The following is a 13,042-nucleotide window of genomic DNA, read 5'->3' as shown; positions in this document are numbered from 1 at the left end:
CGCCGAGGGCTTTCTTGCCTCGATGTTTGTTCTGTGGGTTGTCCGATGAACGCGCCATAGACTCCTCCCAAAAAATCTGAAAAACCGCACGGATGCAGACAATAGCGCTCCTCGCGTGTTGGTCAATACTACTCATCCGATAAAAGGCGAGACGCCTTTGCGATCGCCGATCAAATGAAGCCGGCTACGCATGAGCACGCCAACGCCTTCCCGCGCATCTTCAATGTTCACATCGTTAACGTCATGGACCGCCTCTCCTTATTGGTTCAGTCGATCCGACGTATCGCCTCTTTGGCAACGCGCGACACGGCGGTGAACCGCATCCGAGGCCGCGCGATCAAGAAACATGTTGGCCGCCGGAACTGCTGAGCTAACGGCCGGCTTCGGACCGCCGACGATGACTATTGGCGGCCTATGCGCCTTGGCGTAATGAACTAACGGTCGCGCTACCGGATTTGTGCTGGGTTGGACCGCATGGCGGAGGCGCGAACAGCCGGAGCCGTCATATGCAGCGCGTAACGATAACGATCGACGAAGAGCTGATGAGCGCGCTCGATCAGTATATGGAGGCAGGCGGCCATCGAAATCGCTCCGAGGCCGTCCGCGATCTCGTCCGCGCAGGGCTGCTCAAAACGCCCGAAGCCGATGACAGCGCCCGCCCCTGCATGGCGGCGCTCGTTTACGTCTACGACCACGAAACGCGGCAGCTGTCGAAAAAGCTGATGCATGACCATCACTCTCACGCCGACATGTCGATCGCGACGCTGCACGTGCACATGGATGAGGCGACCTGTCTCGAAGTGTCGCTGCTTAAAGGCCAGAAGACGGATGTCGAGCACTTCGCCGGCCATGTGATCGGCGAGCGCGGCGTTCGATACGGGCAGCTCGTCGTCTTGCCGGCGGGTCTCGAGCAGGGCGAAGCGCCCCACCTCGATCGTCACACGACGGGCCGCCACCCGCACCATTCCAGCTAGAGCGCGTCGTCTGTGGCAAATCGGCAACGCTTTCGGCAAATTGTTTCGAGCCAATTGACCCAACGCATCGCGTAAGACAATTTTCTAAAAAAATCACAAAAGCGCGCATGTACGGGAACCCACCAAATGAGCCGCCGCCGCCTCGCGACCTCCGTCTCCTCCGTCGTCGGCTTCGTTCTTCTGGGCGCGGAAGCTCATGCGCATATGATTTCCCTGCCGAAAATCGACGTTGGCGGGCAGCGGCGCACCGTGACCGTTCCCCATGTGCACACGGCATCGGGGACGCGCATCGTCACTTCGGCGCGCCCGTCGCCGGTCGTCGCCGCTGTCAGTCGCCCCCCAGCTGAGCCGACGGGACCGCAACCGCCGCCAATCACCTCGTCGAGCGAGAAATTCTTCACCGGCAAGGAAGTGAACGCGCTGCCCTTCAAGCAACCCGGCGAGGCGCTTGAAATCGTGCCAGGTCTTGTCGTCACGCAGCACAGCGGCGACGGCAAGGCCAATCAATATTTCCTACGCGGCTTCAACCTCGATCACGGCACCGACCTCGCGCTCTATCTCGACGGCATGCCGCTCAATATGCGCACCCATGGCCATGGACAGGGATATGCCGACGCGAATTTCCTCATTCCCGAACTTCTCGCCTATGTGCTGGCGCGCAAAGGGCCTTACGACGCGCAGGACGGGGACTTCTCCTCTGCCGGCTCTATCTATCTGCAGTATAAGGACAAGATCGACAAAGGCTTCTACCAGCTCACTGGCGGAAGCTTCGGCTATGGGCGGGCGCTGGCCGTCGTGCCCTACCAGGATTTCGCCGGAGGCTCCGCCTACGGCGCCGTCGAGGCGCAATATTATAATGGACCCTGGGAGCGCGGCGACAATCTGCACCGCATCAACAGCGTGCTGCGCTGGGCGCGCGGCACGCAGCTCGATGGCGCCGCCGTCACCTTTATGGGCTACGCCAACAAATGGTATTCGACTGACCAGATTCCGGAGCGAGCAGTCTACAGCGGGTTGAAATCGCTCTGGGGGACGCTGGACCCGACCGACGGCGGCGACACCACCCGCTTCTCGCTCTCTGGCCGCTGGAGCCAGACGGAGGGCAATCACGCCTCTCGCGTCGAACTCTACGTCATGCATTCGACGCTCGATCTCTACAACAACTTCACCTACTACCTCGCCAATCAAACTCTTGGCGACCAGTTCCGCCAATTCGATCGGCGCACCATGCTGGGCGTCAACGCCGAGCATGCGATCAAGTGGGACAGTTTTGGTCTTCCGGTCCAGACTCGCGTCGGCCTACAAAGTCGTTACGACGACATTCGACTCGGCCTGCAGAACAGTTTCCGGCGCACGCCCTATGACACGGTGCGCAATGATGCGGTCGGCGAAGGCAGCGTCAGCGTGTGGACGGACACGACGGTGCAGTGGTCGCCATGGCTGCGCACGGTGACCGGCGGCCGTTTCGACTATTACAACGCCAACGTCAATTCGCTGCAGAGCCTTCTGGGCGCCCCGGTGATCGCGACCAGCGAGGGGCTGCCGGCCTTCCTCTGGACGGGGCCGTTCAACAGCGGCTCGAAGGATGCGTCGCTGTTCAGCCCCAAGGCCTCGATTATCGTGGGGCCTTTCCAGAAGACGGAATTCTATTTCAACTATGGCGAGGGATTCCATTCCACAGACGCGCGCGGCGCCGTGCAGAGCTTCTCGGCGTCGGAGCTTTCCGACACCGACGGCTTCCTTGGGGTCTCCTCCATTCCGCTTCTGGTGAAGTCACGCGGCGCGGAGATCGGCTGGCGCACCAAATATATCGAGGGACTTGATTCGAGCGTGAGCTTCTTCTGGCTCAATCTCGATTCCGAGAACCAGTTCGAGGGCGACAGCGGCACCACGACTTTCGGCCGACCGAGCCGCCGCTACGGCATCGAAATCGCCAATCATTATCGGCCGGTCTCGTGGATCAGCTTCGACGGCGACGTGGCGCTGGTGCATGCGCGCTATCGCGGCGTGGATCAGCTGCAAACGCTCGCCTGGCTCGACCTGCTCACGCCCGAGGCTCTGCCCTATGGAACGTTTTTAGGAAACGCGCCGGGCAATTATCTGCAAAATTCCGTTGGCGTTACAGCGCTGGGCGGGCTTGAAATCGGCGAAGCGACGGGTTGGTTCGGCGCGCTGAAATATCGCTACATCGGCTCTCGCCCGCTGACCGAAGACGGCTATCTCCAGTCTCCTGTGACGGGCACCTTGAGCGCGCGGCTCGGCTATCGCTGGGCGGACGGCTGGCGGCTGCAGGTCGATGCGTTCAACGTGTTCAATTCACGGTCGGATCAAATCACCTATGGCTATGGCTCGCTACTGCCGACCGATCCGCTTTATTCGGCCTGCGTCAATGGCGTCGCGCCGGGCGCGGTCTGCGGCGTCGGGGTGATGGACCGGCATTTCAAGCCGCTGGAGCCCACAGCCGTGCGTTTGACGTTTAGCGGGCCGCTGAATTTCGATGCGCTGCCCGACTTTTCCGCGCCTTTGCGGGTCGTGCCGGACTGACTGAGCCGCGGCGGATAAGTTGGATGTAATTTCAAGAATTGATTTTGTGAAATCAATATGCAATTATGCCTTTCAGACGCCTCCGGAGGCCGCTATGTCGACTCCGATATTGGCGAAGCGCCAAGCGCTCAGTTCGTCAATGACGAGGTCCGTGGAGATGAGGCGGTCACGCGCGACCGGAGTTAGAAGAGCCGAGTTCGAATAATGTCTACTGCAGTGCGTAAAGTTTTAGACCATCTGCGCGAGGACGGCGGGCTTCAGGGCAAGGATATCGCCAACATTGTCGCCGTCTCGCCGGCGACCGTGTCGCGCTGGTCGAGCGGCAAGGCGACGCCGGATTTGCGCACGCAGACGGTCATCGCCGAACTGCGCTATGTCGTTGACCGCCTCGCCGACTTTTATTCGCCGGAGGAAACGCGGCTATGGCTTCATGCGAGCCATCCGATGCTGAAGGGCGAACGCGCCATCGATCTTATTAACGCCGGCCGCACCCAGGAGGTGCTTGCCGTGATCGAAGCCCTCGATTCAGGCGCCTATCTGTAAATGACCGAACGTCGCGCTCGCGATCTTGACCTTCTCGACGCGATCGACGCTTTCAAGCGGAAGCCTTTCGCGCAGCCTGTTTGGCGCGTGGCGCGAGAAGGGCGTGAGCCGACTCTTGGAGCCGCGACGCGCAGTCGCTGGTGCGATGGGAACTTCGACGTTCTCTACACATCGCTCGAGCGCGAGGGGGCGCTCGCGGAAATCCATGCGCTGTTGAACTTACAACCCGTGTTTCCTTCGAAAATTCGCTCCTTCGTGCACAGATTGGCGATCGACGCCAAGGCGACGCTGCGGCTCGCCGATCTACCGACTCTCGCCAAGCTCGGCGTGGACGTTAAGCGCTACCGCGAACGCGATTACACGAAAACGCAAGCGATCGCAGACGCCGCCTATTTTTTGGGTTTCGACGGGCTCGTCGCGCCGAGCGCCCGCTGGGATTGCCTAAACGCGGTACTTTTTACCGACCGCATTGCGTCAGGCGGGATCACGCTTATCGAAACTGAGGGCGAATCTATCGATTGGGGCGCTTGGAGGCGTATGAGCAGAAAGTGAGGGCAAACTGCTATCCGAAGTGGATAGCGGGGCAAATACGCGGTCTCCCGTGCGCATTGCGCTAAGATGAATGCTTCTTTCAGAGGTTCGCAACCACGATGCGCTTTTCCCCATCCTTCCTCGACGAGATACGGGCGCGCCTGCCCGTCTCCGAGGTCGTGCGCCAGAAGGTGAAGCTTCGGAAGGAAGGCCGGGAGTGGCGAGGCCTGTCGCCCTTCAACGCCGAAAAGACCCCCTCCTTTTACGTCAACGACCAGAAGATGCGCTGGTTCGACTTCTCCGCGGGGAAGAACGGCAACATTTTCGATTTTGTCATGGAGACGGAGGGGCTCTCGTTCCCCGAGGCGGTGGAGCGACTGGCGGCGCTCGCGGGGCTCCCCCTGCCAGTCGAGACCAAAGAGCAGCAGGAACAGGACCAGCGGCGCGCGACGCTTGACGAGGCGCTTGAGGCGGCGGCGGTCTTTTTCGAAAAGCAGCTCGCCGGCGCCGCGGGTCGCGAAGCGCGCGCCTATCTCGACCGCAGACAGATTTCCTTAGCCGCGCGCGAAAAATTTCGCTTGGGTTTTGCGCCGCCAGAGCGTCATGCGCTGCGCGATCACCTCGCCGCCAAGGGCGCAAGCGTTGAAACGATGATCGAGGCGGGCCTGCTCGTCCATGGCGAAGATATCGCGGTTCCCTACGATAGGTTCCGCAATCGGGTGATGTTCCCGATCTGCGACCGCGCCGGACGGGTCATCGCCTTTGGCGGACGCGCGCTGGAGGCCGACGCCCAGGCGAAATATCTGAACTCCCCCGAGACGCCGCTCTTTCACAAGGGCGCGACGCTCTACAATCTGCATAACGCCCGCAAGGCCGCCCATGAAACCGGCGCGGTGATCGCCGTCGAGGGCTATGTCGACGTCATCGCGCTGGCCGCCGCGGGCTTCCCTAACGCCGTCGCCCCCCTTGGCACGGCGTTGACTCCCGAACAATGCGCCCTGCTCTGGCGCCTGGCCGAGGAGCCGATCCTCTGCTTCGACGGCGATAAGGCCGGCTTGAAAGCGGCCTTTCGCGCGGTCGATACGGCGCTGCCGCTGATTGGCCCCGGGCGATCGCTGCGATTCGTCCTTCTGCCGGACGGCCAGGATCCTGACGAACTGCTGCGCTCAAGCGGGGCGGAGGCGCTTGCGGAAGCTCTGAACCACCCGCTGCCGCTCGTCGATCTTCTGTGGATGCGCGAGACCGACGCGGCGACGCTCGACACGCCGGAGCGCCGCGCGGCGCTCGAGCGGCGGCTGCGCGAGATCGTCGGTCAGATTGGCGACGACGATCTGCGACGTCATTACCTCCAGGAGCTGGCGCAGCGGCTGGACCGCCTCTTCAGCCGCGACCGGCGCGGGCAGTTTCGACGCCCAGACGCCGCGCGGCGCGGCGCGAGCGGTCGCCGGCGCGCTTCCGACGAGGGCCCCATGACCATTGGTCCAGACCTGGCGAATTCGCCGCTGTTTCGCGGCGTCAAGTCAGGGATTGCGCCGCGCGAGGCGCTTATCCTTTTGATTCTCATTAATCATCCAGATCTCATCGACTCCCGTGCGGAGGATCTGGCGACGCTTGATCTTGAGTCCGCCGAGGCGCGCGACTTGCGCGATGCGCTCTTGCGATTCGCGGAAAGCAGCGCGGGCGAGAAGCTTGAGCTTCACCCGTTTTTGGCGTCGCTTGGACTTGCGCGGACGGTCGCGCGGCTCGAGGCGATGGCCGCCCATTCGACGCTCTGGAGCGTGCGCCCCGAGGCTGCGGCGGCGGACGCCGGCGAGAGCCTGCGACAGGCTTTCGCCTTGCATCGCAGATCATTGGCGTTAAATAGAGAGTTGCGCGCGGTGCAAGCTCTGCTAGCCGAGAACCCCAACGAGCGGAATAATGCGCGACTGAAGGATATTCAGACTCAGTTGTCGGCGCTAGATGGCGCAGAAGCAGCGGTGGAAGGATATGGATCGCTTTCCGGCCGGCCGTCGCGGAACTTGTGAAGTCAGCGCGGGGGTGAAGAGGGGACGGAAAGCGCGCCGCTAGCGGGCGGTGCGAGGGTTTGGTGCGGTCGGCCGGGCTTTTCGTCCGCTTGCCGCGCTTTGGCGTAGAGAGGGCCGGCCTCTCTGGCTATTTTTGGAAAACTTGCGCCTTGCCTGGTTCGGGGAGCCGATCCGGGGCGAGGCGTTTGGAGCTTGTGGATGGCGAAGAAAGACGAAACTAAGGTCGAGAACGAAACCGTAGCGGCGACGGAGGCTTCCGACGGACCGCTTCTCGATCTCAACGACGCCGCCGTCAAGCGGATGATCAAGCTCGCGAAAAAACGCGGCTTCGTCACCTATGCCGAACTGAACGCGGTGCTGCCGTCCGAGGAAGTGTCGTCGGATCAGATCGAGGACGTCTACGCGATGCTCTCGGAAATGGGCATCACCGTCTCCGAAGGCGACGATCCGGACGACGTCGAGGCTGAGGAACAAGCCGCCGAAGAGGAAGAACCCGAAGGCGGCGAACTCGTCGAGAGCCCGCGCGCGACCGCGGTGGCGACGCGCACGTCGGAACCCGCCGATCGCACCGACGACCCCGTGCGCATGTATCTGCGCGAGATGGGCTCGGTCGAACTTCTGTCGCGAGAAGGCGAAATCGCCATCGCCAAGCGCATCGAGGCCGGGCGCGAGGCGATGATCGCCGGGCTCTGCGAGAGCCCGCTGACCTTCCAGGCGATCATCATCTGGCGCGAGGAGTTGGAAGCTGGCAAGGTCTTGCTGCGCGACATCATCGATCTCGAGGCGACTTACGCCGGCCCCGAGGGCAAGGCGGCAAAGACCGCTGAGTCGGCGCCTGCGGCCGACCTGGCGCCGGCGACGGCGCCGCGCACCCCTCCCGCCGGGCTGCAGGAGGACGTCCCGCCCGCCGAAGAAACATTCGAGGAAGAAGACGACATGGAAAACTCCGTGTCGCTGTCCGCAATGGAATTGGAGCTGAAGCCGAAAGTCCTCGAAACCTTCGCGCGCATCGCCGACGCCTATAAGAAGCTGCGCCGACTTCAGGATCAAAACGTCGAGAACAAGCTCAAGAACGAGACCCTGACGCCCGCTCAGGAGCGCAAATACAAGACGCTCAAGAAGGAAATCGTCGCCGACGTCAAATCGCTGTCGCTGAACCAGAACCGCATCGAAGCGCTGGTTGAACAGCTTTACGACATCAACAAGCGACTCATCGGCTATGAGACGAAGCTCCTGCGGCTCGCCGACAGCCACGGCGTGATGCGCGAAGATTTCATCGACAAGTTCCACGGCTCGGAACTCGATCCCAAATGGGTCATGCGCGTCGCCAAGCTCGGCTCCAAGGGCTGGAGGGAATTCGTCGCGGCGGATAAGGATCGCATCAAGGATCTGCGCGCCGACATTCATGCGCTTGCGACCGAGACGGGACTGGAAATCTCCGAGTTCCGCAAGATCGTGCATATGGTGCAAAAGGGCGAGCGCGAAGCCCGGCAGGCGAAAAAGGAAATGGTCGAGGCGAATCTGCGTCTCGTGATCTCCATCGCCAAGAAATACACCAATCGCGGCCTGCAATTCCTCGACCTCATCCAGGAAGGCAACATCGGTCTGATGAAGGCCGTCGATAAATTCGAATATCGCCGCGGCTATAAATTCTCCACCTATGCGACATGGTGGATTCGCCAGGCGATCACCCGCTCGATCGCCGACCAGGCGCGCACGATCCGCATTCCCGTGCATATGATCGAGACGATCAACAAGATCGTGCGCACCTCGCGCCAGATGCTGCATGAGATCGGACGCGAGCCGACGCCCGAGGAACTTTCCGAAAAGCTCGCCATGCCGCTCGAGAAAGTGCGCAAAGTTCTCAAAATCGCCAAAGAGCCGATCTCGCTCGAGACGCCAATTGGCGATGAGGAAGATTCGCATCTTGGGGATTTCATCGAGGACAAGAACGCCGTGCTGCCGATCGAGGCGGCGATCCAGTCGAATCTGCGCGAGACGACGACGCGCGTTCTCTCCTCGCTGACGCCGCGCGAGGAACGCGTGCTGCGCATGCGCTTTGGCATCGGCATGAACACCGACCACACGCTGGAAGAAGTCGGCCAGCAGTTCTCGGTGACGCGCGAGCGCATCCGTCAGATCGAGGCGAAGGCGCTGCGGAAGCTGAAGCATCCGTCAAGGAGCCGGAAACTGCGGAGCTTCCTGGATAATTGACGCGACGCGCGGCGGAGAAGCAAGGGATGACAACGAAACCGGTCATTTTCACGATTTCCGCGGCATGGGATGACGCGGCTTCGGTCTGGAGTGGCCATTGCGATGAAATTCCGGCGGCGGCCGACGCTCCAACGCTCGACGAACTAGTCGTGAAGATATCGGCCATGACGCTCGACTTGCTGGCGGACAATCATCCCGGCGTCGACCCGGCATCGGTATATTTGCAGATTTCCGCGCTGCGCGAGGTTGAACGGGCGGTCGCGTGATGGCGCCGCAGTTCGATCGTCCCTTGCGCGATTTATTGCGCGCCGCAGGATGCATCATGGTGCGCCAGGGAAAGGGAAGTCACGAAATTTGGCGTAGTCCCGTCACCGGACGAAATTTCGCGGTTCGCGGCCGCCATACGGCCAATGCTTTTTTGCGTCAGGCGGGACTGAAAAAGGCGTTTTGAACGATCACGCTGAGTCGGTCTTCATTTCATACGGAAATGATTGCGCAGACCAAGGCCGAACCTGCCTGCTTCAGGATCTGAGGCACATGGCTGAATAATTATCGCCCGCCTTTTCGATCACGACCGCGTAACGCATCACGGCTCTCCTCCAGATATGACTGCTTCAGAATGCTGCTCAGAGTGACGTGTCATTCCCGGCAGGCGGCAGCCTGACCGGGAATCCAGAGCAAACTCTACGAGACTTGTTGGGGCTCTGGCTTCCAGATCGCGCGCAAAGCGCGCATCGGGAATGACATTCGGTCCGATATTTTTAGATCACGCTAAATTTCTTCGTCCCGCTCAATGCGCGAACTCGTCTTCGTGTCCGGCATCGTCGCATAGACGATGAGCGAGATGAAAATCGCCGCGCTCGCATAGTAGAAGAACCAACTCTCATGCCCATGCGCCTTGAACCAGAGCGCGACATATTCCGCCGAACCGCCAAAGAGCGACACCGTCGCCGCATACGGCAAAGCCACGCCGGTAACGCGGATCGCCGCCGGAAAGAGTTCGGCCTTCACGACGGCGTTGATCGACGTATAGAGCGCGACGATCAGCCAAGCGCAGCAGATGAGCGCAAAGGCGATCCATGCGGAGCGCGCATTCTGAATGGCTGACAATAGAGGCGCGGTGAAGATCGTTCCCAGCACGCCGAAGGCGATCAGCATCGGCCGACGGCCGACGCGGTCCGACAAGGCGCCGTAGATCGGTTGAAGACAGAGCGCGAAGAGAAGCGAGCCGGCCGCGATCCACGTCGTCTCAGCGTCGCTCAGCCCGACGGAGAGCTTCAAGAATTTTTGCATGTAGGTCGTATAGACATAGAAGGCGATGGTGCCGCCGAGCGTCAGTCCAACGACCGTCGCCGTCTCGCGCTTATGCGCGAGGAGCGCGCTGAGAGATCCGCGCCGCCGTTCGGCGCGGGAGGCTTTGAAGGCGGGCGTCTCGACAAGGTCGCGGCGCATGACAAGCGCCACGATCGCGAGCAGCGCGCCGAAGGCGAACGGGATGCGCCAGCCCCAGTCGCGCAGCGCCTGAGCGTCGAGCGCGACATTCTGCAAAATGAGCAGCACGCAAAGCGCCAGCAATTGGCCGGCGATCATCGTCACATATTGAAAGCTCGAATAGAAACCGCGGCGCTCGGGATGCGCCATCTCGGCGAGATAGGTCGCGCTCGAACCATATTCGCCGCCAAGACTGACGCCCTGAACGAGGCGCGCCAGGAGCAGCGTCGCCGGCGCGCCGACGCCGATCGTCGCATAGGTCGGCGCGAGCGCGATGAGCAGCGAGCCCAGACACATCAGCAGCACCGAGAGCATCAGCGCGGCGCGTCGGCCGCGCCCGTCCCCGATCCGGCCGAAGACATAGGCGCCGATCGGCCGCATCAAGAAGCCCAGCGCAAAGACGCCGGAGGCCGACATCATCTGCGCGAGGGGATCTTCGCCAGGAAAGAACGAGTCGACGAAGTAAAGCGAAAAGGCCGAATAGACGTAAAAGTCGTACCATTCGACGAGGTTGCCGACCGAGCCGATCAATATCGCCCGCAGCCGCGCCGCTTCGCCTTTAAGATCGATCGCCACGTCATGCATGTTTTCTTCAGACCAGTTGGCTGGCGACGTTTACCATCAGCGCGAGGATCGTGGTGTTGTAGAAGAAGGCGACGATGCCATGGATCGCCACGAGCAGTCTCATCGGCGACGAGCAGGTTTCGATGTCGGCGGTCTGAAAGGCGACGCCGATAACGTAGGAAAAATACAGGAAGTCGACGTATTGCGGCATCCTGGTGTTGGGAAAATGCAGTCCGCCTCTTGCGGCGGGCGGCTCTTGCGAGTCGTGCTCTTCCTCGAAATAGAATTCATGCGCATAATGAAAGGCGAAGGTCAGGTGCAGGAACAGCCAGGAATTCAGCACCGTGATGATGGTGAGCGCAATCGCGGCGCCCTTTTCCCAGCCTTCCATCGACTTCACTGAACCAAGCTCGATGACCACCGCTCCAAATGAGGCGGTGGCGATCGCCGTGGTCAGCAACAGCATCACGACGCGGCCTTCGTCGAGAATTTGGGCGCGCTCGCGAATTGTTTCATGAGTGGCGCCGGCGACGAGCAGGTAGTCGAGCGCAAAATAGCACAGCGCGACCACGTTCCATGCGACGAGCGCGCGTGCGACCGGCTGCATCGCCTGCGGCAGAATAAATCCGACCAGGAGACCGAGCGCGAGACTGAGAAAGAGCTGCGGGCGCGCGCGAATAACACGAAACGGCGCCAGAATGGCCGAGGCGCGCGGCCGGCTCCTTACTCCTTGTCGTGACATCGCGCGATTCCTCAGTTGCGCCGCGCGGCGACGAAACGGGCGGCCTCCGCCAGAATGTCGGTTCCCTCTCCCAGTCCTGCTTCGCGCAGCGCCGCCGTCGCCTCGGCGACCAGCGAGTCGCGCCGCGCGCGCGCGGCGTCGAGACCGAGAAGGCCGACAAGAGTCGCCTTGCCGCGTTCGGCGTCTTTGCCCGCGCGCTTGCCAAGCGCAGCGCTGTCGCCCTCTGCGTCAAGAATGTCGTCAGCAATTTGAAAAGCGGCGCCGAGCGCTTCGCCATAGCGCGTCAGCGCACGCGCCTGCGACGCTGAAGCGCCGCCAAGGATGCCTCCGGCGTCGACGGCGAAACGCAAGAGAGCGCCGGTCTTCATCGCCTGCATCTGCAAGGTTGCTTCGAGCGTGAGCGGCGTCGCCGCGGTTTCAGCGGCAAGGTCGAGCGCCTGTCCGCCGACCATCCCGCCAAGCCCTGCCGCGCGGGCCAAAGCGAGCACCAGCGCCGCGCGCACGCCAGCGTCTTGATGCGTCTTCGGATCGGCGACGACATCGAACGCGTAGGTCAGGAGCCCGTCGCCCGCGAGGATCGCCATCGCCTCGTCGAAGGCCTTATGAGTCGTCGGCCGGCCGCGGCGCAGATCGTCATCGTCCATCGCCGGCAAGTCGTCATGGACGAGCGAATAGCAATGAATCATTTCTAGCGCGCAGGCGGTGCGCAGCGCCGCCTCGCCGACGACGCCAAAGAGTCGCGCGGATTCGATCACGAGAAAGGGCCGCAGCCGCTTGCCGCCGCCGAGTGAAGAATAGCGCATCGCTTCGAGAAGGCGCGCGGGACGGGCGATCTCGCCGGGAAGCGGCGCAGGCGCGAGCAGCGCGTCGAGCGCAGATTCGGCGGCGTCGGCGGCGGCGTCGAGACGACGCCTAAATTCCTCGGCGCATGCGGCTGCATCCATGAGAGCGATGTCCTTCAAAGCAAACGACAGTGGCTGCTAGCAAATTTACGGTCCAACCCCAAGGGCGCCGTGCGCGCTCCTTTATGGCGAAAACTCGTCGGCTTTCGGTCTTTTCCTCAGCGGCGAACGCCTGAAACTCGCACGATGTTGTATTTTTGCGACAGTCATCGCAGACGGCTTTTATTAAACTCCGCCCCGACGCCAATGCGGCTTGCGGCTTACCCAAGCGGCCGTCGGCCCGTGGCGTCATACAGACTTTCGCGACGCGCATATGAACGGACTGGTCCGGCGCCGCTTCGCCTGGACGCGGACGATCCAGCGTCACCCTTAGGAGAAACGCATGAAGAAAGTTCTGCTGCTGACGACCGCCCTGGCGGCGGCCGCGCCGCTTACGGCGTGCAATACTCCCGGTGAACGCGCAGCAGGCGGCGCCGTGATCGGCGGACTTGGCGGCGCGGGCATCGGCGCGCT

The 13,042-nt window shown here is 62.0% G+C and carries 11 protein-coding genes; 8 read left to right on the top strand and 3 right to left on the bottom strand.

Features of this window, described 5'->3' with window-relative positions; genetic code table 11:
* Nucleotides 1-506: 506 nt before the first annotated feature.
* The 8 genes from nikR (at nt 507) to NEI07_RS01865 (ending at nt 9,281) form a co-directional block, all read left to right on the top strand.
* Entirely contained in the window at nt 507-974 is a 468-nt protein-coding gene (nikR, locus tag NEI07_RS01900) for a nickel-responsive transcriptional regulator NikR (protein ID WP_256032343.1), read from the top strand.
* A 126-nt stretch (nt 975-1,100) separates the two neighbouring features.
* Nucleotides 1,101-3,518, top strand: a complete 2,418-nt coding sequence (locus tag NEI07_RS01895) for a TonB-dependent receptor (protein ID WP_256032342.1) — start codon at nt 1,101-1,103, stop codon at nt 3,516-3,518.
* 204 nt (nt 3,519-3,722) lie between these two features.
* Entirely contained in the window at nt 3,723-4,061 is a 339-nt protein-coding gene (locus tag NEI07_RS01890) for an antitoxin Xre/MbcA/ParS toxin-binding domain-containing protein (RefSeq protein WP_256032339.1), read from the top strand.
* Nucleotides 4,062-4,613, top strand: a complete 552-nt coding sequence (locus tag NEI07_RS01885; RefSeq protein ID WP_256032338.1) for an RES family NAD+ phosphorylase — start codon at nt 4,062-4,064, stop codon at nt 4,611-4,613.
* A gap of 98 nt (nt 4,614-4,711) precedes the next feature.
* Nucleotides 4,712-6,616: a DNA primase gene (gene dnaG / locus NEI07_RS01880; RefSeq protein WP_256032337.1), complete on the top strand. Its 1,905-nt coding sequence runs from the start codon at nt 4,712-4,714 to the stop codon at nt 6,614-6,616.
* Nucleotides 6,617-6,814: 198 nt separating this feature from the next.
* Nucleotides 6,815-8,830: an RNA polymerase sigma factor RpoD gene (gene rpoD, locus NEI07_RS01875; protein ID WP_256032336.1), complete on the top strand. Its 2,016-nt coding sequence runs from the start codon at nt 6,815-6,817 to the stop codon at nt 8,828-8,830.
* Nucleotides 8,831-8,856: 26 nt separating this feature from the next.
* The gene (locus tag NEI07_RS01870) at nt 8,857-9,096 is read left to right on the top strand and encodes a DUF1902 domain-containing protein (RefSeq protein ID WP_256032335.1); all 240 of its coding nucleotides are present in this window, start codon (nt 8,857-8,859) and stop codon (nt 9,094-9,096) included.
* Nucleotides 9,096-9,281 (top strand): type II toxin-antitoxin system HicA family toxin, encoded by a 186-nt coding sequence (locus NEI07_RS01865; protein WP_256032334.1) that lies wholly within the window; start codon nt 9,096-9,098, stop codon nt 9,279-9,281. The genes NEI07_RS01870 and NEI07_RS01865 overlap by 1 nt, the downstream gene beginning before the upstream one ends.
* A 320-nt stretch (nt 9,282-9,601) precedes the next feature.
* On the opposite strand, the gene NEI07_RS01860 is transcribed toward NEI07_RS01865, so the two are convergent.
* Genes NEI07_RS01860 through NEI07_RS01850 form a run of 3 tightly spaced genes read right to left on the bottom strand, consistent with a single transcriptional unit; the run spans nt 9,602 to nt 12,571 of the window.
* Entirely contained in the window at nt 9,602-10,906 is a 1,305-nt protein-coding gene (locus NEI07_RS01860) for an MFS transporter (RefSeq protein WP_256032333.1), read from the bottom strand.
* 7 nt (nt 10,907-10,913) lie between these two features.
* Nucleotides 10,914-11,627, bottom strand: a complete 714-nt coding sequence (locus NEI07_RS01855) for a DUF1345 domain-containing protein (protein WP_256032332.1) — start codon at nt 11,625-11,627, stop codon at nt 10,914-10,916.
* An 11-nt stretch (nt 11,628-11,638) separates the two neighbouring features.
* Nucleotides 11,639-12,571, bottom strand: coding sequence for a polyprenyl synthetase family protein (locus NEI07_RS01850; protein ID WP_256032331.1), 933 nt, complete (start codon nt 12,569-12,571; stop codon nt 11,639-11,641).
* Between the last annotated feature and the right edge of the window lie 471 nt (nt 12,572-13,042).

The sequence above is a fragment of the Methylocystis suflitae genome (assembly GCF_024448135.1).
Classification (GTDB): domain Bacteria; phylum Pseudomonadota; class Alphaproteobacteria; order Rhizobiales; family Beijerinckiaceae; genus Methylocystis; species Methylocystis suflitae.
The sequence above is the reverse complement of the archived record's forward strand: the minus strand, read 5'-3'. Positions and strand labels throughout refer to the sequence as shown.